18 protein-coding genes are annotated in these 22,396 nt (G+C 59.5%); 4 read left to right on the top strand and 14 right to left on the bottom strand.

The window, feature by feature from the left end:
* Positions 1-11: 11 nt before the first annotated feature.
* Both HWX76_RS03275 and HWX76_RS03280 read right to left on the bottom strand, forming a co-directional pair.
* Positions 12-2,534: a type VI secretion system Vgr family protein gene (locus HWX76_RS03275; protein ID WP_239468958.1), complete on the bottom strand. Its 2,523-nt coding sequence runs from the start codon at positions 2,532-2,534 to the stop codon at positions 12-14.
* A gap of 258 nt (positions 2,535-2,792) precedes the next feature.
* The gene (locus tag HWX76_RS03280; RefSeq protein WP_089489714.1) at positions 2,793-3,203 is read right to left on the bottom strand and encodes a TIGR02594 family protein; all 411 of its coding nucleotides are present in this window, start codon (positions 3,201-3,203) and stop codon (positions 2,793-2,795) included.
* A 194-nt stretch (positions 3,204-3,397) separates the two neighbouring features.
* Between HWX76_RS03280 and HWX76_RS03285 the strand changes: the two genes are divergently transcribed.
* The 3 genes from HWX76_RS03285 to HWX76_RS03295 all read left to right on the top strand — a co-directional run bounded on the left by HWX76_RS03285 (position 3,398) and on the right by HWX76_RS03295 (position 7,013).
* Positions 3,398-4,309, top strand: a complete 912-nt coding sequence (locus HWX76_RS03285; protein ID WP_176015474.1) for a LysR substrate-binding domain-containing protein — start codon at positions 3,398-3,400, stop codon at positions 4,307-4,309.
* Positions 4,310-4,441: 132 nt separating this feature from the next.
* The gene (locus HWX76_RS03290) at positions 4,442-5,758 is read left to right on the top strand and encodes an MFS transporter (protein WP_124640400.1); all 1,317 of its coding nucleotides are present in this window, start codon (positions 4,442-4,444) and stop codon (positions 5,756-5,758) included.
* Positions 5,759-5,771: 13 nt separating this feature from the next.
* Positions 5,772-7,013 (top strand): amidohydrolase family protein, encoded by a 1,242-nt coding sequence (locus HWX76_RS03295; RefSeq protein WP_176015475.1) that lies wholly within the window; start codon positions 5,772-5,774, stop codon positions 7,011-7,013.
* Positions 7,014-7,212: 199 nt separating this feature from the next.
* Here HWX76_RS03295 and HWX76_RS03300 read toward each other — a convergent pair whose 3' ends face one another.
* The 10 genes from HWX76_RS03300 to HWX76_RS03345 all read right to left on the bottom strand — a co-directional run bounded on the left by HWX76_RS03300 (position 7,213) and on the right by HWX76_RS03345 (position 19,259).
* Positions 7,213-7,566: a hypothetical protein gene (locus tag HWX76_RS03300; protein ID WP_244137935.1), complete on the bottom strand. Its 354-nt coding sequence runs from the start codon at positions 7,564-7,566 to the stop codon at positions 7,213-7,215.
* A 313-nt stretch (positions 7,567-7,879) separates the two neighbouring features.
* Positions 7,880-8,884, bottom strand: a complete 1,005-nt coding sequence (locus HWX76_RS03305; protein WP_124595208.1) for a hypothetical protein — start codon at positions 8,882-8,884, stop codon at positions 7,880-7,882.
* The gene (locus HWX76_RS03310) at positions 8,868-10,511 is read right to left on the bottom strand and encodes an AAA family ATPase (RefSeq protein WP_176015476.1); all 1,644 of its coding nucleotides are present in this window, start codon (positions 10,509-10,511) and stop codon (positions 8,868-8,870) included. Before HWX76_RS03310 ends, HWX76_RS03305 begins: the two co-directional genes overlap by 17 nt.
* Positions 10,512-10,765: 254 nt before the next feature.
* Positions 10,766-12,595 carry an AAA family ATPase gene (locus HWX76_RS03315; RefSeq protein WP_176015477.1) on the bottom strand — a complete coding sequence of 610 codons (1,830 nt, stop codon included), beginning with the start codon at positions 12,593-12,595 and terminating at the stop codon, positions 10,766-10,768.
* A gap of 179 nt (positions 12,596-12,774) precedes the next feature.
* Positions 12,775-13,140 (bottom strand): hypothetical protein, encoded by a 366-nt coding sequence (locus tag HWX76_RS36625; RefSeq protein ID WP_244137936.1) that lies wholly within the window; start codon positions 13,138-13,140, stop codon positions 12,775-12,777.
* Positions 13,141-13,555: 415 nt separating this feature from the next.
* Positions 13,556-15,418, bottom strand: coding sequence for a methyl-accepting chemotaxis protein (locus HWX76_RS03325; RefSeq protein ID WP_176015478.1), 1,863 nt, complete (start codon positions 15,416-15,418; stop codon positions 13,556-13,558).
* 172 nt (positions 15,419-15,590) lie between these two features.
* Entirely contained in the window at positions 15,591-16,262 is a 672-nt protein-coding gene (locus HWX76_RS03330) for an OmpA family protein (protein WP_176015479.1), read from the bottom strand.
* A gap of 70 nt (positions 16,263-16,332) precedes the next feature.
* Positions 16,333-17,097, bottom strand: a complete 765-nt coding sequence (locus HWX76_RS03335) for a flagellar motor protein (RefSeq protein WP_050018079.1) — start codon at positions 17,095-17,097, stop codon at positions 16,333-16,335.
* Positions 17,098-17,110: 13 nt separating this feature from the next.
* Positions 17,111-18,358, bottom strand: coding sequence for a cyclic nucleotide-binding domain-containing protein (locus HWX76_RS03340; RefSeq protein ID WP_176015480.1), 1,248 nt, complete (start codon positions 18,356-18,358; stop codon positions 17,111-17,113).
* 238 nt (positions 18,359-18,596) lie between these two features.
* Positions 18,597-19,259, bottom strand: a complete 663-nt coding sequence (locus HWX76_RS03345; protein ID WP_176015481.1) for a glutathione S-transferase family protein — start codon at positions 19,257-19,259, stop codon at positions 18,597-18,599.
* A gap of 284 nt (positions 19,260-19,543) precedes the next feature.
* Here HWX76_RS03345 and phaZ point away from each other — a divergent pair, with 284 nt between their 5' ends.
* Positions 19,544-20,899, top strand: a complete 1,356-nt coding sequence (gene phaZ, locus HWX76_RS03350; RefSeq protein ID WP_050018076.1) for a polyhydroxyalkanoate depolymerase — start codon at positions 19,544-19,546, stop codon at positions 20,897-20,899.
* Between the two features lie 200 nt (positions 20,900-21,099).
* Here phaZ and HWX76_RS03355 read toward each other — a convergent pair whose 3' ends face one another.
* Positions 21,100-21,534, bottom strand: coding sequence for a cupin domain-containing protein (locus HWX76_RS03355; protein ID WP_050018075.1), 435 nt, complete (start codon positions 21,532-21,534; stop codon positions 21,100-21,102).
* An 82-nt stretch (positions 21,535-21,616) separates the two neighbouring features.
* The gene (locus tag HWX76_RS03360; RefSeq protein WP_050018074.1) at positions 21,617-22,384 is read right to left on the bottom strand and encodes an ATP-binding cassette domain-containing protein; all 768 of its coding nucleotides are present in this window, start codon (positions 22,382-22,384) and stop codon (positions 21,617-21,619) included.
* Between the last annotated feature and the right edge of the window lie 12 nt (positions 22,385-22,396).

The following is a 22,396-nucleotide window of genomic DNA, read 5'->3' on the forward strand; positions in this document are numbered from 1 at the left end:
AAGTCTACGGATTAACGGGGCACCAGGGCCGCTCCGCCCCGGGCTGCCTTAAGCATGCATTCGACACAGATCTTCTTCGGAGACAAATCGACCATCTGGTCCTTCGGGCCGGGCAAATCATGAGAAGCTGCGTACGCGGTAAATTTTCCTGTTGTTCCGCTCACCACACCGCTCGCATCCATATTCAGGAAGCTGCCGTTTACCTCGACACGGAATTTGTGAGCACGCAGCAGAATCTCCTCGCTCTCCAGCAGGATCTGCTTCTGTGCTCGCGCCACAATTGACTTTGTCAGTGCGTTCAATACGATGTCGCCCGCAGCCGAGACAAGATGCATAGGGCCAGTCTGCGCAAACAAACGAAGCGTGTCTCGCACCGTCGCGAAAAGGCTGCGTCCACTTGCAATACCAATATGACCTTCTGTTGTGATCGCGGCCTGCTGAGACGCCACATGCACGGTCGCTGGTGTGGTGATCTCGATACCCGCCTTGCCGTCGATCACCAGATGCGGTTCCGACAACTCCGGAAACTCGTTGTTACTGCCAGCGCCCGTGCCACGAATTTGTTCGTTCTGTGCCGCGATGGTATTGACGATGTCGGCTTGATGGCCGTCCGCATCCTGTGCCTCGCTCTGCTGCGCGATCTTCGTCAGCGCGTCGTGCAGTTGCTGCGCCTTTCCGAGTCGGTCAACGGTCTCGCTCATATCTTTCGCGGCGGCCGTTGCACCCGCGCGCGTCTCGGTCGTCACTAGCATGCCACGGTTCGCGCGCAACACGCCCCAGGAATCCGTTGCCAGCTCCCACCCGGTGCCGCGAGCTCCGTTTCGCCCCGCGTTGCCATCAATGCGTGTGTTGTAGCCAACGACGAGGCGTGAATGCTCGTAGTCGCTCGATACTTGAACCTGCAGTTTTCCTGGTGTGTCGTCGGCTACAACTTGATTCGCCTGCGTTCCCTCGAGATCTCTGGAACGCAGCCCCGATAACGCCTGGTTATCTGGCAGTTTCCACTGCACGAAGTTATTTCCGTTCGACACCCGACCTGTAATGAGCGGGCGGTCCGGTGCCCCGTCCAAAAACGACACTACGACTTCGTCGCCGATTCGAGGAACATGGATCATCCCAAATCCCTCGCCTGCCCAAGGATGGCTCACCCGGACCCAGCAGGAACTACGCTCGTCACGCTGACCGATGCGATCCCAATGAAACTGAACCTTTACTCGGCCCAACTCATCCGTATAAATACGACGACCTTGCGGACCGACAACTGTCGCCGTCTGCATCTGCATGACGGGTTTATGGTGTTCGTACGGGCTACGGAAGGGCACCGATTTACGGTGTGCCTCGATTTCAACCAAGAAGAAACCCTCGGCCCCGTCGAAATGAGTAATCCCAGAGGTCGGTTGCCCGTCGAAGGTAGCTTTCGCTTTAGCCAAACGCCCATTCAGGCTGTGAGGAAGGTCCCCGTGATGGTTCGATCCCGGCAGGTTGTTCTCGATCAGCCATATCACTTCGACGACTGCGAATTGGCTGCGCTCGCTAGACTCCCGGTCATGCTCCGGATGGCCAACGAGCTCAAACCACCGCCCAGCGTCGATACCGCGCAGTCCCCCCGTGCCGTAAAACCGCTTTCCGCGTGATTCCCACTCCTCCATGCGCACCTTGGTGAGATGATCGCCGCGCTCTTGATCAAGATACGTATAGGGGCCGGTATACTCATACACCTCCAACTGCTCCGGCAGCTGATGTGACACAGTCGGGATATTGGTGCCCTTCGGATTCGCGAGCGGCGACGGATACTTATAGTCGAATGTGCGAGTTGTCAGAGCCGCGCTATGGAGGGTTCGCAAGCCGGACCAGTGAACCAGCGCGTCAACCTCGCTGTTAGTACCGTATCGAGAGAACTGAACCGACCGCGCGGCGAGGGGCTCACACGTGTCTAGGTGATCCGTGATAGTCAGTGTATGGGAGTTACCATCGTCGGCCTGCTTCCAGATGCTGAACAGTCCTTCCTCTTCCATCAACCGGTGGACGAAATTCCAATCATCTTCGTATTGAGTACAGTACGACCTCGACGGAAGCTGCCTGGACAGTGCGAATTCAAATCGGCCTTTCGCCTGCGGATGCGCGTTGAATACATCCCGGAGGATCTCATCAACAGGCTTGTCCTGCCAGATACGCTGATCGCGGCGAAACTTCAGAAAATGCATCCATGATGCAAAGCTGATCTGGTAGCTGGTCAGTCCACCCTCTGATCCCAGTCTTCGGGCGGCATAGACGTAACCGTTTCGTGGCTGATAGGACCGATCTGCCTGCTGAATCCAGAGCGTAACGGATTGACCGATCAGGTCTTTCAGCTTGAGATCGCTTCGTGTCGACAGGACGTCGACCGCAAAGTCGAAATGTCGGCCGATCCGAGACCAGCCCACAGTGCGCTGGGGTAGCAATACATTTTCCCCAAAGGGAGTGTCGAGTTTCAGCAGCCGATCTTGCTGAAGCAATCCGCCCTGCATCGCCCTCACGATGTCTTGCGCATCCATTTCCATCCTTTTATTACTTTTTGCTTACTTTATTGTCAGTAGTATGACACAAGCTCTCTCGCGCGATTCTACAGTCAAATGCCTCGCCAGCACGGTGAACTCACGCGCATGGATTTGAGGTGCGTCCACGCGCGAGCGCCATACATCGTGGGGGAACTCGCCGACGGGGCTCCAGGTGGGTCAGTGCGGTGTGTTCGACAGATTAGCAACGGCGGGAATGTCCGCATTTTGGATTTTTCGTGTGCTACCGCCGCACGGTCAGTCCGTGGACGGCCAGCGGTATCCGATCACTTCGTTCAACGGATACGCGAGTTCGCGCACTTCTTCCAGTTGGTTGCCGCCGAACAGATGGACGTGTTCGGCATCGTGACGCAGGTAGAACCCGACGTGCCCTTTCCAGCTCGTCGGATCGTCGCGCGTCAGGATCGCGATGCAGCCGTAGACCGGACGCTCCAGCGGTTTGCCCCACTCGAGCCACGAGCGTGCGAGCGCGGAGCCGGTGCCGCGGAATCCGGCGTGCGCCATGCACCAGTTCACGAACGACGAGCACCAGGAAATCTTGTCGTCGTAGCCGATCAGGTTCGTCTGGTTGTTGTATTCGACGATGCGCGGGTTGATGCTGCCCGGCGGGTGGCGGCGGATGCCGAGTTCGGCCAGCGCGACGGGCATCCACGGCGGATGGATGGCTTTCACTTTGCTCTCAGGGTTTGATAGGGTCACGTCGTTCTCGGGTACGTGTCGGTGCAGTTTCGCTCAATCTTCGCACGATTGAATTGGGCGAATCCAGCGTGCCCTTCACGGGTTGCGATTTTCGCCGGGCCCACCCGTATCATGGAGGCAGCGCCCCCGACTCCCTGCCCGCCATGCGCATCACGCCCCTGCCGCCTCTTCAGTGCCTCATCGCGTTCGAAGCCGCCGTGCGGCACGCGAGTTTCACGAAAGCCGCCGCCGAACTGCATCTGACCCAAAGCGCGATCAGCCGCCAGATCCAGCAGCTCGAGGAATTCCTCGGCCGCTCGCTGTTCGTGCGCGAACACCGTTCGCTGCGGCTGACGATCGCCGGCGAGCAATACGCGGCACAAGTCCACCACCTGCTCACGCAATGCGCGCAAGCCACGCACGACGTGATGAAACCGTACGGCGATCTCGAACTGACGATCGCGTGCTCGTCCGGCGTCGCGCTGCTGTGGCTCACGCCGCGGCTACCGAACTTCCGCGCCACGTATCCGAACATCAAGCTGCGCCTGATCGTGCGCGACGGCCTTGCATCGATGTCGCCCGCGGAATTCGACGTCGGCGTCTACTACGTGCGCCAGCAGGCGCCGGCCGAATACACCGCACGCAGGCTGTTCGACGAAGAAGTGTTCCCCGTCTGCGCGCCAGGCTATCTGGCCGGCCGCACGCTCGATGCGGCCGATCTCGCGAACGAAACGCTGCTGCGCCTCGAAGACGGCCAGCGCCAATGGATGTCGTGGTCCGAATGGTTCGACATGAACGACGTCGACCGGCAGAAGGCGCAGCCGCAGGACATCACGATCAACTCGTATCCGCAGATCGTGCAGATGACGATTCTCGGTCAGGGTGTTTCGCTCGGCTGGCGCTACATGATCGACGCATGCCTCGAAGCCGGCCTGCTCGTGCGCGTGACGGAAGCGTCCGCGAGCCACGGCGGCGGCTATTACGTGATCTCGCCGAACGACCGCGCGCAGAACCAGGCCGCCCGCCTGTTCACGCGCTGGCTGTTCGACCAGGCTGAGCAGCAGACCGCGCCCTGAATGCCCGGAGCGCGACGCATGCGTGCAGCGCATGCAGGCATGCGAATCTTTCGTTTCAGAAAAAAATCCGGCTCTCCTTAGCATGGGATTCATGCGGGGCAGCCGTCCCGTCTTCTGACCAAGGAAGAGACCATGCAAGGAACGCTTTCCCCGCGCGCCGCGCCTTCCGTCGATGCGGCAGTGCAACAGCGCCGCCGCGCCATCGTCGCGACCGTGATCGGCAACGGTCTCGAATGGTTCGACTTCACCGTCTACAGCTTCTTCGCGGTGATCATCGCGAAGCTGTTCTTCCCGACCGGCAACGAATTGACGTCCGTGCTGCTCACCGTCGCGACGTTCGGCGTGGGCTTCTTCATGCGGCCGGTGGGCGGCATCGTGCTCGGCGTCTATGCCGACAAGGTCGGACGCAAGGCCGCGCTGTCGCTCACGATCCTGCTGATGGCGGCCGGCACCGCGCTGATCGGCATCGCGCCGACCTACGAACAGGCAGGCATCGCCGCGCCGCTCCTGATCGTCGTCGCGCGGCTGCTGCAAGGCTTCTCTGCCGGCGGCGAGATGGGCGGCGCCACCGCGTTCCTCACCGAATACGCGCCGCCGGAGAAGCGCGCGTATTACTCGAGCTGGATCCAGTCGAGCATCGGCTTCGCGGTGCTGCTCGGCGCGGCGACCGGCACGTTCGTCACGACGTCGCTCGACACGCAGGCGCTGCATAGCTGGGGCTGGCGGCTGCCGTTCCTGCTCGGGATCATCGTCGGGCCGGTCGGCTACTTCATTCGCAGCCATATCGACGAGACGCCCGCGTTCAGCGCCGTCGAATCGCAGGCGAAGGAAAGCTCGCCGCTGAAGGAAGTGCTGCACACGTATCCGCGCGAGACGTTCGCGAGTTTCTCGATGGTCATCCTGTGGACCGTCTGCACCTACGTGCTGCTGTTCTACATGCCGACCTATTCCGTGCGCACGCTGCATCTGCCGCAATCGACCGGCTTCACGGCCGGCATGGTCGGCGGGCTGATGATCATGTGCTGCTCGCCGATCGTCGGGCGACTCGCCGACGCGTGGGGACGACGCGTGTTCCTGTCCGGCTCGGCGCTCGCGATCCTCGTGCTCGCGTGGCCGATGTTCTCGTGGATCAACCATGCGCCCGGGTTCGCGTCGCTGATCGTGTTCCAGGCCGTGTTTGGCGTGCTGATCGCGACCTATACGGGGCCGATCCTCGCGGCGTTCGCGGAGCTGTTTCCGACCAAGGTGCTGTCGACCGGGTTATCCGTTGCGTACAACTTCGCGGTGACGATCTTCGGCGGGTTCGCGCCGTTCCTGATTACATGGCTCATCGCCCGCACCGGCAGCAACATGGCGCCCGCGTTCTACGTGATGCTCGCGGCGGCCGTCAGTTTCGTCGGCACGCGCTTCGTGAAGGATGCGAAGCGTGCGGCCGCAACGACTCGATAAGGATTTTTCTCTCATGACCATTACCGTGCTTCAAGGCGGCAACGTGCTCGACCTCGAACGAGGCGTGTTGCTCGAACATCATCATGTCGTGATCGAAGGCGAGCGGATCGTCGAAGTCACCGATCGGCCGGTGGATTTGCCGAATGCGCAGGTGATCGACGTGCGCGGCAAGACCGTGATGCCGGGGTTCATCGATTGCCATGTGCATGTGCTGGCGTCGAATGCGAACCTGGGCGCGAATGCGACGCAGCCGAATATTCTCGCGGCGATTCGGTCGCTGCCGATTCTCGATGCGATGTTGTCGCGGGGGTTTACCAGTGTGCGGGATGCGGGGGGCGCGGATTGGAGTTTGATGCAGGCCGTTGAGACAGGGTTGATTCCGGGGCCGCGGATTTTTCCGTCGGGGAAGGCGTTGTCGCAGACCGGCGGGCATGGGGATTTCCGGCCGCGCGGTGATGTGCTGGAGCCCTGCTCCTGTTGTTTCAGGACGGGGGCGATTGCGCGGGTCGTCGATGGTGTTGAAGGCGTGCGGCTCGCCGTGCGTGAGGAGATTCAGAAAGGCGCGACGCAGATCAAGATCATGGCGTCAGGCGGCGTGGCTTCGCCGACCGATCCGATCGCGAACACGCAGTATTCGGAGGACGAGATTCGGGCGATCGTCGATGAGGCTGAGGCCGCGAATACTTATGTGATGGCGCATGCGTATACGGGGCGGGCGATTGCGCGGGCTGTGAGATGCGGCGTGCGGACAATCGAGCATGGGAATCTTGTGGATGAAGCGGCAGCGGCGCTGATGCATGAGCGGGGGGCGTTTGTGGTGCCTACGCTTGTGACTTATGACGCGCTGGCGAAACATGGGGCGGAGTTTGGGATGCCGGCCGACTCCATCGCGAAGGTAGCTTCCGTGCAGCAGAAAGGACGCGAGTCGCTTGAGATCTATGCGAAAGCCGGCGTGAAGATGGGGTTCGGGTCGGACCTGCTCGGCGAAATGCATGCGTTTCAGTCCGGTGAATTTCGGATTCGGGCGGAGGTGCTTGGGAATCTGGAAGCGCTTAGGTCGGCGACGACGGTGGCGGCGGAGATTGTGAGTATGACCGGGGAGCTTGGGGTCGTTGCGGTGGGGGCGATCGCCGATCTCGTCGTGCTGGATGGGAATCCGCTCGAGGATATCGGGGTGGTGGCCGATGAAGGCGCGCGGGTCGAGTATGTGTTGCAGCGAGGGGCGGTTGTAAAGCGGCGGGCCGGCGGGCGGTGATTTGACGCCAGACGGCTATTTCTGCAGGCGCGGTGCCGCCTCACGGGCCTTGCGGTCGTGACAGTTGTTGAAGGTCGCTAAAGGTGTGAATCGCGGCGTTCGCGGCAATGGCCGGGGCGGTGTCGCCCCGGCGGCCAGTCGTGTTCATGCAACGCCTGCGTTCACTCGCTAGAGCCGCATCAAGCGGCCCTTGCAGATGTTAGAGCGGCGACGGTCCCCGGTCAGGATCGTGGTACGGCTGCTCTCGCAGCGCCAACTGGCTGTAGTCCGGCGTGATCGTGATCGATCGGTCGACGTCGCTGACCCTCAGGTACACGCGGTCGCCCGGCTTGAATCCGAAGATCTTGAAATTGATATCGATCGCCTTCATCCACGGCAGGTACGGCCAGCCTCGCTTGGGAAGGTCCGGGTAGTTGCGAAGGACCAGCTCAAACGTCTTCTGCATGTTGACGGGTTTGTTCTTTCTACGACGTGGCTTAGTATTGGCGTCAGCCATTTCCGACTCCTTGGGTGAGTTGGTGGTGGTCAGCGGGTCGTATGGGTTGCCGCCCATGCGGCCCGCGCTTCTTTGGTGCCTCGGGTTTCCCCTTCTTTCTCCCCTCTTCGCTGGGTCTTGTTGGGCAAGACGGCTTTCTTTCGACCATCGGGGCGGAGGGGGCTGCGGTCAGCTTCCGATGGCGAGAAGCAATGCTTCATGACCAGTGTAGTCGGACTGGCATCTCAGAAATGGGGAAATGAGGGGGATTGGCCGTTAGGCATAGAGATGGGTGCCATACAAGCGCTACACAATAAAATTGGCGCTGCAATTGCAACATATACTGTCGTCAGACGGGGGCCGCAGCCCGTGACGCCCCCGGGGCGAATCACTACAGTTTGACTGCTCGGCTTCTCATCGTTCGCGTTGGAATCGCAGCAGTGGCAAGCCCAATAACCGCGTCTGCTACAACAGTATGTTCGCGCAACGCCCGGAAAAAAGTACACGCCATTCCATTTGGAGTTAAATCTTTATCCCAATAAGCATCTAAAAGAAGTCCAGCCACGGTTCGAGCATCAGCGATCGTCATTACATTTTTATACTGAAACACTCTCACCGAGAATCGAACCCAACGCGAAATCTCATCGTTAACTCGCGCCTGCAGTCCAAGCTTGTCTATTTGATACCTAACAAGAGCAGCCTTTCTAGGATCTATGTCGACCGGCACAAGCTTCAGTGTTTTGAGTGGGTCTCCATTTCCACTCGGATTCAATTTCCAAATAATATCACTCACGAAATCATCGAAGTACGGATGCAAAAATCTGCTGACACGTCGCTGGAATCTAGACTCAAATCTCTTATTGACACTGTTTCGCACAATTTCGGTTCGCTTCACTCGCATCCGCATTGTCTTGCGCCGCCTCTCGTTTTTGTTGACCAGACGTCGCAAGAGGGGGGATGAATTCCCCTTGCTAGACTGACAAGCATCACAAGCCGGGACAAGGTTCGATGAAAGAATCGACAGATGAGGAAATGCACGAATATCTCTTGGGAGATAATGATCAAGAGTAATCCTTGCCATTGGCATTCCACAATACGGACAAACCGAGAGCGTGCGACTCGCCCGTCGGCGGAACTCATTTATGTGGTCAAGGCATTTTGGCGTTTGATCGTAGAGCTTGCGTAGACCAGTTGAACATCTCAAAAATCGACGCGGCTCAAGCACCCGATATCTTTTACAGCTTGCGAAATCGTCACGGTAATTTTGATACTCATTTTTTAGCAACCGAAGGTTTTCTCGAACAATTTGCCAATTCATCTGACGCTCATCAATGAAAGTCTGAAGAGTCGCCATGTCGTCTTCCATGGTGCGACCGAGATCAATTTTGGTCGGCATCAGGATAATCCCTCAGAATACTTTGCAAATAAAGCTCACCTGCATCTCCAATTTTTGATGCAACATTAATCGCAATTTCATGACGATTATCAGGTGATAATTTTTCCACAGCGCTATCAATTAAAACCTGATAACCTTTTCTCACCGCCCGATCACCAAATACGTAATCCGATATCTGCGCCACGTCGCCTCCAAATGTCTGGAGAGACGTCTGATACAGACACGGCATAGATCTCTCATCTAACTCTAAAATCTGAATTGCACCCTTATCAACCTCGCGAACAACGAAGGGTGAGTGCGTAATAACCACTGCTCGACTTTCCATTGCAATCAAGGTGGTTTGCAATGTCTGCATCAGCAGAGTCACATACTGAGGATGCAGATGGTTTTCAGGCTCATCAATAAATATCAATTTCCGTTCGCCGTGAAGGAAGAGCCGAGCAGTCATCAGCAAAAGACTTTTTTGCCCTGAACTCAAATTATATGACCCAATTTCCGACGAACGAACAACCACAGAACGGGTTGGGTCCAATAGATTTATTATTTCCTGAGGAGCATCCCCCAATGCCAACAATGGAATGTATGCTTTACCATTGATAAATTCAATGAAATCATCCATGATTGGACTTGCAATAGGAACCATCACGTCAATCGGATCAACAATCGGTCGAATGATGTTTGCATATGCATTCACACGGAATTGTTGGCTACTAGACGATGCAAGATCTTGAATGACCGACGTAAGTCCTTTCCATTCCGTCGCACTAACCCCAAGAGCGATTACTTTTACACCCGTATTTTTGTACTTTTTCCAAAGATTTGGCTCGTAGGTAAATGAGACTATGTCGGGCGCGTGCACGATGACTTGACCACCCGGACGCGTATCACTACTTGCGACTATCAGATCGCCCTTGCCTGCCGCACGGGCAAGGGCAAGAAGAAGTCGCGTCTTCCCGACCCCGTTGGCACCGATCACGACATTTGCAGGTTGAACCTCTCCCAAAACCTCACCGTAGTCTGCGATGAATTTCAGCCACGTCGATGGTGCGATCTCGACGTTGGCACGCAAAAGCGTGATGGAATACGGCAATGTATCTTCTAACTGGTCGTCATTAAAAATCTTCGTCAGGGCTAAAAAGGCAAATTGCCCCTCTTTCCCCATCATCGACTCCGTCAACCATCCATTCTCCCGAATTCGCCTCAATATCCGGCTGTTTTTTTGAAATGCCTGAAGTGCGGCGAGGTCATGCGCCCTTACCAATAACCTCTGAGCAAGCCCAGGGCCCGCAAGATCAATTACTTTTCTGTAAGCATTTCGATTACCGATAAAAATCGCAAATTCACAGCTTCGTCTTTCGAACTCCGAAATTGGGATAATTTCACCATGCTGCACCGGTTCAGTAATCTCACGGATAGACTCCAAGACGGGAAAGAAACGCGCGTCGCCCAGATACTCGGGATATTCCCCTAACCGATACCAGAACAATTGTGCATTGAAATTTCTTTCATCTGGATACGGCGCCCTCGAAATAGTTATCAATAGCGAATTATCAAGGTGCGTTGACCTTGATTGTGGATCCGGTCCAACACAAAGATATACGGATCCTGACGGATAAAGATTGCTCATTCCACTTTCTCACCGATTTTCGATGCTACCCCGACCGATCGATTCACTCTTATTGCGCAACACTCACAGGCACGAAAAAAATCCTGCCTTGTCATTACCCCATCGACGAGAAGAGATCGACTAAGCACTCGGAGGCAGCTCACCTTCGTCCCGATGCATGTCCCCTGCCCTTCACCTTGCACACATCTCTCGATAAACCACCTTTACTCGATATACCCTGTAAATATATAATATATATTACTCAATTTTTAAATTCATGCGACCAACATCAATATGCTCTCGATTAGCGATTTAATCTCAGAACGTTGCTCGCCACCCTCCTGGTACGTCGAGCACTGAATAATTTGCTCCGCAGTCATCAACGGCCAGAATCGGTCCATCACGTCATCGGGCTTTACTCGAATAGCCTGACCAATGATCTTTTTGGCGTCGCATGTATCGGTAAACTCCACCCTCACCCCGGTTTGTGAAAAAATCAACTCTGGACACAGGTAGTTCTCGATTTCCCGTTTGCGCGTCGAATAAAATAGGCGTCCTCGGGCTTCAACCTCTTGCTTGCGCTTTGCAATAGAGGCGACCTGCTCAGGGCTACCACCGATGTCTGAGTCTAGAAACACGCACCAAGGAAGTCCTAGGTTGTCGGCTAGGTTTAGGGTGACCCAGTGTTTCACGCTACCGCACCCACCGATCAAAATGGGAACGATTCCGGCGTCATCGAGACTAGACTCAAGCTCGCCGGCCGCCTTCAGAGTATCGGACGCATGACGAAGGAAATTTACGTCGGATTTGCCCTCTACTAGCACGATGCCCTTTGCCCGCTCCATCCCTGTTTCGGGGAGCACACCTAAGCTCTCGGCGGCCTCCTTGAGCACATCGTCACTGGGCATTTTGACAACGGGGATGCCGTTATCATTCTTGGTAACGTAACGAATGCCGTCGATCGGAATCAGACCAGCCAGTGCCGGGACGTGGGTAGTAACAATGATCTGTCGGTTGTGCTGGTTGGAGAGCTCTAATAATGCCTTCATCAGCATCTTCTGGTAGTTGGGATGCTGTGAGGTTTCCGGTTCCTCAATAGCGTAGATGACATTGCGCGGGGTACCAGCCACAGCCCTTTCCGCCTCGGCGCGAAAGAAGTTGAGCAAGATCAGCCGGCGTACCCCACTTCCGCGTTTGTTGATGGGGATACCATTCTCGCCATCCAAAGCGAAGTTAAAACTCCACTTGGGTTTTTCCTTGAAACGCGGTGTAAGCTCGTTAGCCAGTTCGGGAGCCATTTCCCGCAGCTTGTCGAGGGTGCGATTGGCCACATCCAGCACGCTCGTTTCGATCTGCTGCTCAAGTTTGTTGATTTGATCCTGGAGCGCAGCCTGTGCCTCCTTGACCGCCTGTTGCAACGGATTCTTGGCCTCAGCATCACCATCACTGCTTTCGCGATCTGCCTTGAACAGCGCGAAGGTGGGTAGTCGATCCTGAATTCTGTCCCAGATGGATTTGTTATCAACGGAAATCCCTTTACTTACATCAAGCAGCGTGTCCTGGAACACAAGAGGCTGCCCCGCAATGCGAATGGCCTGCCGCCACTGGGAAGCTACACGTTTATCGGCGATCTGATCGGCAACCCCGCGCTGTTCACCAAGCTTCTTCAATTCGGCCATCTTGAGACTGAGTAGCTTCGCCAAGTCTGCGTCTGCCGGGTGTTGACAGCGGATAGCTGTACGCTCAAGTTTGCCAGTACTGGCTTTGAAGATCTTGATGATCTCCAACGCGCCCTCTGCGTTGAGTAAGTACTCCTGCGCCAATGTCGTTACGGCATTCTCATCTAACACCAGCGCATCCGGTAAGCCGTCAAACTCGCATGCAATCTCGAACTGCTCATCTCCCTCACCCAAGCTGAAGCAATTCATATCACTCTTGTCAACCTTGACACTATCGTTCTCGAAGAAGATGGCCAAAGCTTCGAGAATGGTCGATTTTCCATAGTCATTACGACCGACGATACCGGTCAGAGTGTCATCGATAGAAATAATTGTGGTGGCGCGATAGCCGCGAAAGTTGGTGAGTTTGACGGACCTGAGGCGCATATTGATTTCCTTATCTGTAACCGCCGTGCAATGCTGGTGCTACCCAACGAAACCGCATTAGGACTATACAGTCCCATTGAAGAACGATGCCATCCACCATCGCTTGCGTTTCTGCAACGAGTCGCGAATATCTCCGTTGCGCAGGCAAGCGCTTCGCAAAACATCCGCGTCGCTTCCCCTCATCCACCCGCCCCGCCCCACAAGCCGCGATCCGCCGCACCGGCGCCTCCCGCCAAAGGACATAAACCCTCTCCCCGCCTAACCGCCACCGCCAACATATTCGGTCCCTCCGGCACCCCATCCCGGCTTTCTGCGAGCAGCAACGCCTTCACCACCATCTCGACAGGAGTCTTCTTCACCAGCAACTCGGCAAATCGATACGCCGCTGCATCATCAACGAACACATCCGTATAAAGAACCTCGTTATCGAGGATAACGGCAACATCATCCGTAGACTTGATCCCCGCATCGGCCCTCTTCGCCCAAGCTTTCAAAAAGTGGAACCGTGTAACACGCAGATTGACCTTCCCGGCGTCCGACTTCAAGAACACTCCATGCGGCCCGGGCAATCATCCCATCATCGGCGACAACGCTCTGCACGTTACGCTCGACGTTTGCAGAAACCACCTCGCCTTACCCGTCCCGACGAGCTTACCCAGCCTTGCATCCCTGTCGGCCGAATATTTCTTGTCCAGATCCGCCTGATCTTCCATCCTGGCCGCGCCAACGCCGAAGCCTGCTCCCGAGAAGCCAGATAAGAATTCGTTGGCGGCCCGACAACCTTAGCCTCGACCGCTGCAATGACAGCGGCAAGCACCCCCGCCCCAACGCTTCAATCCGCAAATGCGCTTCATTTCTATAAGCGCCGCTAAATCCGGTGCCAACAAGCAAAAACGGCTACTGTGACCCCACGGCAGCCGCCCCTCAGAAACACCCCAACCGTAAACCCCAAACCAACCCTTACTCATCCACCTTAAAAGCCGAAACCAGCTTGGTCAATTCCGCCGCCTGCTGCTTCAAACTCTCCGCTGCCGCCGCGCTTTCCTCGACCAAAGCCGCATTCTGCTGCGTCATCTGATCGAGCGACTGCACCGCATCCCCGATCTGATCGATCCCAGCACTCTGCTCCAAGCTAGCCTCCGCAATCTCGCTCATCATCGCGCTAACGCCCTGAACCTGCGACACCACATCACTCATCACCTTCCCCGCCTCACTCACCAGCCGCGACCCGGCACCCACCGTCCCCGCGCTGTGCTCGATCAGCGATTTAATCTCCTTCGCCGCCTGCGCACTACGCTGCGCCAGATTCCGCACCTCCGAAGCAACAACAGCAAACCCGCGCCCCTGCTCCCCCGCCCTTGCCGCCTCCACCGCAGCATTCAACGCCAGGATATTCGTCTGAAACGAGATACTGTCGATCATCACGATGATCTCGGAGATCCGCTGCGATGCATCGCTGATCTGCTCCATCGTCGTCACGACCTCGCCCACCACCTGCCCACCCCGCGCCGCCGTATCCGCCGCGCCGTTGATCATCTTCGCGGCCGTCGTCGCCGTCTCGGTGTTGTTGCGCACCACGGCCGTGATCTCTTCCATCGACGAAGCCGTCCGCTCCAGGTTGCTCGACTGCCCTTCGGTGCGTTCGCTGAGGTCCGCATTCCCCGAAGCAATCTGCGCCGACCCGGCCGCGATCGAAGCCGAAGCTGCACGAATCCGATGAACCAGCGTCGACAGCGACGACACGAACCGGTTGAACGCATCCGACAACTGCCCGATCTCGTCCTCACTCTCGACCGTCATCCGGCGCGTCAAATCGCCCTGACCGCTGGCGATCTCCGACAGCAGCGTAGCCGCCCGACGAATCGGCGCAGCAATCGCGCGCCCCACCAGCCAGATCACGAGCAGCGCAACCCCAAGCCCCACCACCGCCGCAACCAGTGCCGCGCTCCGGATCGCCCGCGTCACCGGCCCGAGCAGCTCGGCCTCCGGCACCTGAACGACCACATACGCATTCAGCTCCGGAATGAACGACGTCGCGATAAACCGCGCGCCGCCATCACCCTCGTAGCTCAGGTACGCATACGGCTTGCCCGCAAGCAGCGTCGGCGACGCATCGCCCGGCAACCCCGGTTCGTCCTTCAGAAAATGCTTGCCGTCGATCAGCGACGTATCGCGATGCATCATGATCGCGCCGTCGGGGCGCACGAGATACGCAAACCCGCTCTCGCCGATCCGGTAAGCCGAGATCCCCTTCGCGAGCGCATCGACGGACAGGCTCATGCTCGCCGCGCCGATCGGCACGCCGTCGAGTTCCACGCGGCTGTTGATGAACATCATGTAGCCGCCGACGGTCACCTCGCGATCCATGTTCACGTCGTACGCCTTGCCCGACGACAGGAAGCTGGTCAGCCACTGATCCTTGTCGGTCACCTTCCGCTGCAAGCCGGCTTCGTTGTAGTAGTTGCCGCTCTTCACCGACACCCACTGCACGGACGCGGCCTTCTGCTCGTCCTTCACGTTCTTGGCAAGCTGAATCCAGTTGCGCGTGCCGGCATCGGGTTCGCCGTCGGCTTCCCATTGCAGCAGGAACGCATCGCGCGCCAGAATCCTCGACGCGGCGATCGGGCCGGCCATCTGGCGCTGCACGTCGGCGCGGATGCCGTTCACGGCGGTCGGCAGTTCTTCGCGGACGACGCGATCGCGCACCGCGTTGCCGATCAGACGGACGCTGAGCCCGCTCGAAATCGCGACGAACACGAGCAGGCAACTCGTCATGCTGAGAATCAGCTTGTTCTGAATGGAAAGCTTGCGCCAGAAATGCATGGGGAACCCTCGATAACCGCTCGGTCTGAGCCAGATTGGGTTATCGGCAGGCGGGCGCAGAATCGCATCGCTGATTTCAGATAGCGATCATTCGAGATTCGTTATGTTGTTAAAGAGCGGGCATATGCGGCCGCCTATATGCACGAGAAACAACGCAAATACGAAGCGCTGGTCAGTAAGCAACGAAGATCGTGACGCGCCGGTTCCTCGCCCTTGAAGCCGCATCGTCTCCAGCAACAAGCGGCTGCGTATCCGCTCGCCCGATCGCCGCTAGCCGATGCGGCGCGACACCGCGCTCGGTCAGGTAGCGCACCACACTCCCCGCGCGCGCCGACGAAAGCTCCCAGTTCGATTCGTATTTCGCGTTCGCGATCGGCACGCTGTCGGTGTGGCCTTCGACGAGGATGTCGCCGGTTGCATGCTCGCTCAGTGCCTGCGCGATCTGGTTCAGCACCGGCGACGAATCGGGCAGCAAACGCGCATCGCCGACGTTGAACAGGATCTTCGCGTCGATGCCGATCTCGACGCCGTGCGGCGCCTTCACCAACGAAATGCGTCCATTCGACTTCAACGAATCGAGCAACGCGAGCCATGGCGGCGCTGGCTCGGACTTGGCAGCATCGACGGAAGCAGTCGCAGCATCCCCAGCCTGCCGCGCAAGCGTCTGATACCGCGCATCGAGCGCGTTGTATTTCGCGAGCTGCAGCACATACAGCGCGAGAAACAGCACCATCAGCGTCGTGATGAGATCCGCGTACGAAATCAGCCAGCGCCCGGAGTGCGCGCCTTCGAGTTCGTGATCGTCGCGATCGGCAGCGGATGCGCCATCAGTTCGAGCAGTCATGCTGTCGGGAATCCGGGTTCGTCAAACGGTACAGATACAGGCCCAGGCGTAAGCACAAAGCACACGAACATCACGCCAGCGTTTCCGCCGCCCGCCCGCGCACGTCGCCGGTCAACCGCGTCTCGATCGTATGCGGCGACTCCTTGCGCGAAATCGCGAGCAAGCCGTCGAGATACAGCTTGCGAAACCGCATCTCGCTGTCGATCTGCGCGCGCAGCTTGCCGTACAGCGGCAGGAACACGAGGTTCGCGAACGCGAGCCCATACAGCGTCGCGATGAACGCCATCGCGATGCCCGGTCCGAGCTGCGCCGGCTCCAGAATATGACTCGTCACCTGCACGAGCCCGAGCACCGAGCCGAGGATGCCGAAGGTCGGCGCATAGCCGCCGGCCTGCTGCCACACGCGCACGGCTGCGAGTCGGCTGCGCTCGTACGCATCGAGTTCGCGCTGCAACGCATCTTCGAGCACCGCGGTCGACACGCCGTTCGCCAGCAGTTCGAGCCCGCGTCGCGCGAACGGATGAATCCCGCTCACGTCCATCGACTCAAACGCGAGCAGCCCGTCGAGCTTCGCGCGGTCGCCCCATTCGAGCAGGTCGGACAGGTTCTTGCGATCGACTTCGCGTGCGCGCACGAACGCGAGCCGCAACTGCTTCACCGCGTCGAAGAAGCGCGCCCACGTGTTCTGGATCATCACCGCGCCGAGCGTGCCGCCGAGCACGATCACGAGCGCCTCGAACTGAAACAGCATCGAGAAATGCCCGCCTTCCAGCGCGAACCCAAACACGATCGCCGCGCCGCCCAGCACCACACCGACCAGGGTCAACAGATCCATATGCGCCTCCGTATCACGCGTCAGACGACAATGTCGACGCGACGGACATCGCACCCGCCGCAGGCGCCTTCGCCGCGCGTACGGCCTCCAGCACGCGCTGCTCGATGTCCTCGATCTCGACCGGATCGAGCTTGAGTTCGCGGCGCATCACCCACGACACCTCGTTGCGCCGCGCTTCGGTCATCACGGAAAACAGTTTGTCGGCCACCGCGCGATCGTCGAGGTTCGCGATCAGTTTCGCGAGGTCGTACGTATCGAATGCGCTGATCACGTCGAACAGCGTGCGCTGGTCGATCCACACGAGATCCTCGAGCGCGCGCACGTCGCCGCCGCGGCGGCCATTGCGACGCGAGAAGTACGCAACGCCCTTTTGTTCGACGTAGTTGAGCACCTTCGATTTGCGAAACGCGAACACTTCTTCCGCGATCTCGCCGTTCGACAGCTTGTTGAGCAGCAGCGTCTTGTCGACGCCGATCAGCGATTCGAGATCGGCCAGCTCGATGAGTTCGAGTTCGCTGTTGATCGACACGTCGAGATCGTGATCGGCGACCTGCTGCGCGCGGTCGATCACGCGTGCGGCGTCGAACGTGACGACCTGGCGCGCATCCGACGACGTCGCGTGATCAGTCGCGCCACCAGCGTCGCCCTGCGCCGCTTCGATCGTGACGAGGTTGAGCTTCTCCATGCGTCGCAGCATCGCGAGCACATGCGGCCGCGAGTGGCCGGCAATCGCGCGGCATTTGCGGATCACTTCGGCGAGCGGCACGGAGGTCTCGGCCGCATGCGCCTGCATCGGCCGGCGCGCCCATGTGTCGCCCGATTCGCGCGCATCGGCGCCGGCCATCAGCGACAACACGTGCGCATACGACAGCACGCCCGGCATGAAGTCGGCATGCGTATAGGTCGCGAGCTGGTCATCCTTGCGTTTCACGCGGCGGATCATCGTTCGCACGATATGACGCAGCAGTGCGGACACGCGCTCGATTTCTTCATCGAGGATGCCGGCCGGCACGACCGTGAGCTGACAGAACGACAGCGCCTTCGCGGTATGCGCTCGCGGTTCGGCGGCGAGCAGCGCCGATTCGCCGAAGAACTCGCCGCGGCCGAGCGTCGCGACGATCACGCGCTTTTCGTCGCAGCGCGTGGACAGCTCGACCTTGCCGTCGGTGATGAGGAAGATGACGGGCTCGCCCGCGAAGCCCTCCGAGTAAATGATTTCCCCGGGCGCGGCGGTACGCGTCCACGATTGCTGACGATTCACAAGTCGATCCCCCTGCTGCGCTGGTTATTGCAGACTGCGCGTCGCACGTCTGAAGCATGTGATCGCGAGTCATCCCCGTGACTTGTTTACGTCATCGGGCGCAACGCCCTTTAGGGCATTCGTGCTCGTTTTGAACCGAAATCAAGGTGAAACGTTTGCGAGTTGCGCACGTCCATCGATCGTTCGTTTCGTCGCTTGCGCCTGTAGTGAAATTGAAAGCGCGCCGCGATCGCGCGCGTCAGAACTCCATGTCGAGTTCGTCGATGTCTTCGTGCTCGGCCTTCGCCGCGTCGATCCACTCGGCAACGAACGGATGTGCAAGCACGCGCATGCAGTACTCGGTGACATCCGGTTCGAGCTTCACGTCGTAGGTCAAAAAGCGCGTGACGACCGGCGCATACATCGCATCGGCGATGCCGATTTCCGCACCGAACAGCCAGGGGCCACCGTACTCGGCCAGACACTCGCGCCAGATGGTCACGATCCGCTCGATGTCGTGCTGCGCGCGCGACCAGATCCGGAAACCGGGGAAATGTCCGCGCAGGTTCATCGGCAGCGCGGATCGCAATGCGCTGAAGCCGGAATGCATCTCGCCGCAGATCGACCGGCAATGCGCGCGTGCGTGGCGCTCGTCGGGCAGCAGCCGCGCCTGCGGGCGGATCTCGTTCAGGTACTCGGCAATCGCGAGCGTGTCCCACACCGCGTTGCCGTCGTGCGTCAGGCACGGCACGAGAATCGATGGCGACAGCAGCAGCAGCTCGGCGCGCGACGTGGCATCGATCGGCACGCTGATCGTCTCGAACGCGAGGCCGCTCAGCTTCGCGAGCAACCAGCCGCGCATCGACCACGACGAGTAATTGCGACTGCTGATGGTCAGCGTCGTTCGTGCGTTGGATTCCATATCACTCCCCTGCAGAATGTCGTTCGTGCCCCTGCACCGTAAACGGACGCGCCGTCGGATCGCGCACCACGCCTGTGCGGTCCGTACGCCGAACTGGCGCAACGTCGCACGGCATCGCCGCACGTGTCGCGCGCCCGACCAGCAAGGCAACGCATCGCCTTCGCCCTGCTCACTACGTACCGCGCGCATCGCCACGCTCCCGAACCGCTGCAACGCGCGTGCCAGCCGCATGCTGGCATACGGCTTGCCTCGTTCATTGCAATGCGGCGTCACGAGCGAAGGTCATGAATCTGCTTGCCTATCCGTTTTATCAATGGTCTGCGGAATGCCTGCGTCCGGCGCGTGCATGGGCGGCCGCGACGCGCGCAACGATGTCGCTGTGGCCACCGGCGACATCGACGCCGACAGGCCGCATGGTCGATGCGCTGTGCGAACTGCTCGAATGCTGCGCGTTCTCGCACCGGCGGCCGCCGTTCGGGATCGCGTCGGTCGTCGTCGACGGCGAAGCGGTGCCGATCGTCGAGGAAGCGGCCACGGCCACGCCGTTCGCGACGCTACTGCATTTCCGCAAGGCGCGGCCGGTCCCGCGCCAGCCGCGCGTGCTGATCGTCGCGCCGATGTCCGGGCACTTCGCGACGCTGCTGCGCGGCACGGTGCGCACGATGCTGGCTGATCACGACGTGTACATCACCGACTGGCACAACCCGCGCGACATCCCGCTGACGGCCGGACGTTTCGGTTTCGACGAATACGTCACGCACGTGATCGACTTCATTCGCCACATCGGCCCGGACGCGCACGTGCTCGCGATCTGCCAGCCGACCGTCGCGTCGCTCGCGGCAGTCTCGCTGATGGCGGCCGGCGGCGATCCCGCTCAGCCGGCGAGCCTCACGCTGATGGCCGGCCCGATCGACTGCCGCGTGAATCCGACGAAGGTCAACGAACTCGCGACGAGCCAGCCGATCGAGTGGTTCGCGCACAACCTGATCAGCGTGGTGCCGACGGGCTTCGTCGGCGCGCAGCGGTGCGTGTATCCGGGCTTCGTGCAGGTGGGCGCGTTCATGTCGATGAACCCGGACCGGCATGCGGCGTCGTTCGCCGATTTGTACTACGAACGCGCGAAAGGCGACCCCGCGAAAGCCGATACGTTGCGGCATTTCTACGACGAATATTTCGCAACGGCCGATCTCACCGCGGAGTTCTATCTGGAAACGGTCGAGAAGGTGTTCCAGCAGTACGCGCTCGCGCGCGGCGAGCTGACGGTGGGCGACAGGCTCGTCGAACCGGCAGCGATTCATCGCACCGCGCTGTTGACGGTCGAAGGCGAGAAGGACGATATCTGCGCGGTGGGCCAGACGGTGGCCGCGCAGGAACTGTGTTCGGGATTACCGTCGTACCTGAAGACGCACCATGTCCAGACGGGCGTGGGGCACTACGGCGTGTTCAACGGCAGCCGCTGGGAAACGCAGATCTATCCGATCGTGCGGGCGACGATCCACGACAACGAGCCGTACGATCGCACCGCGGATGCGGAAGGTGACACAAGCGGCACCCATTACGTCACGCTGCGCGCGCTGCTCGATGCGCGCACGGCCGGGATCGATGCGGCGACCGAAGCGCAATCGGATCACGCGCACTGAACGCGGGTAGCGACACAGTGAATCGCCACGCCGGAGAGGCGCGGCGACGTTTGCCGCAACATCCGGACGACGCGCGAGCGAACCACTCGCGCGCCGGGCCGGCTAGGCGGAAGCGGAAGGCAAGTCGCGGATGTCGGCGCACCAATAAAAAACCGCCTGAATGCAGGCGGTTCATCAAAAACTCACACCGAGCCGGCACGCTACGCACCGACCTCGCCCCACGGCGTCGGCTCCGGCACTGCACACGGGCCGTCGACGTCGATCGATTTGAAGTCGGCAGGCCCGACGATCTCCAGATACTCCATGTCCGGCGAGTAGTCGAACAGGTAGTGAACGATTCCCGGCGCCTGGTGCACGCAGTCTCCTGCCGCCACCAGCGTTTCCTGTTCGCCGTACATGAAGCGCGCCCAACCCTTCAGCATGATCACGATATGGAATTCGGCCTCGTGACGGTGCCAGCCGGTGCCCGCCGCCGGTGCATGATTGGCCCTGACGAGTTGCGCGACGACCTTGCCGTTCGTCGCGGCGGCGATACCGAGATCGCGGTACAGGAAGAAGTCGCGCAGGCCCTCGCCTTGATAGGCGGTGTCCTGCGGCTTCACGTGGGAAAAAGCGGTGGTGGTCGGCGTGCTCATCGCGATGCTCCTTCATCGAAAGGATCACGCGAGACAAGCATTAAGCGTTCCAGTTTGCGACGGCGCGAAACCGTGCGCTTCCTTACTTCAACCGCCCCGACAGAAACTGCCCGAGCCGCTCGCTCTTCGGATTCACGAGAATCTGCTGCGGATCGCCCTCTTCCTCGATCTTCCCCTGATGCAGGAAGATCACGTGGTTCGACACGTTGCGCGCGAAGCCCATCTCGTGCGTGACGACGACCATCGTCCGGCCTTCTTCGGCCAGCTTCTGCATCACCTTCAGCACTTCGCCCACCAATTCCGGGTCGAGCGCCGACGTCGGCTCGTCGAACAGCATCACTTCCGGCTCCATCGCCAGCGCGCGCGCGATCGCGACGCGCTGCTGCTGGCCGCCCGACAGGTGTGACGGATACATGCCCTCGACGCGCGGCGCGAGCCCGACCTTCTCCAGATACTGGCGCGCCCGCGCGATCGCCTCGTCCTTGCCGACGCCGAGCACGGCCATCGGCGCCTCGATCACGTTCTCGAGCACCGTCATGTGCGCCCACAGGTTGAAGTGCTGGAATACCATCGACAGCTTCGTGCGCATGCGCTGCAGTTGCTTCTGGTCGGCCACGCGCAGCGAGCCGTTGCGATCGCGCAGGGTTTGGATCGGCTCGCTGCCGATCGTGATCTGCCCCGAGCACGGCTGCTCGAGGAAGTTGATGCAGCGCAGGAACGTGCTCTTGCCGGAGCCGCTCGAGCCGATGATGCTGATCACGTCGCCGGCCTTCGCCTTCATCGACACGCCCTTCAACACCTCGTTGTCGCCGAATTTCTTGTGCAGGTTGTCAACGGTAAGCTTGTACATGCGGGGTCCTTC

It is taken from the genome of Burkholderia sp. BCC0398 (assembly GCF_902833245.1).
In the GTDB taxonomy this organism is placed as follows: domain Bacteria; phylum Pseudomonadota; class Gammaproteobacteria; order Burkholderiales; family Burkholderiaceae; genus Burkholderia; species Burkholderia sola.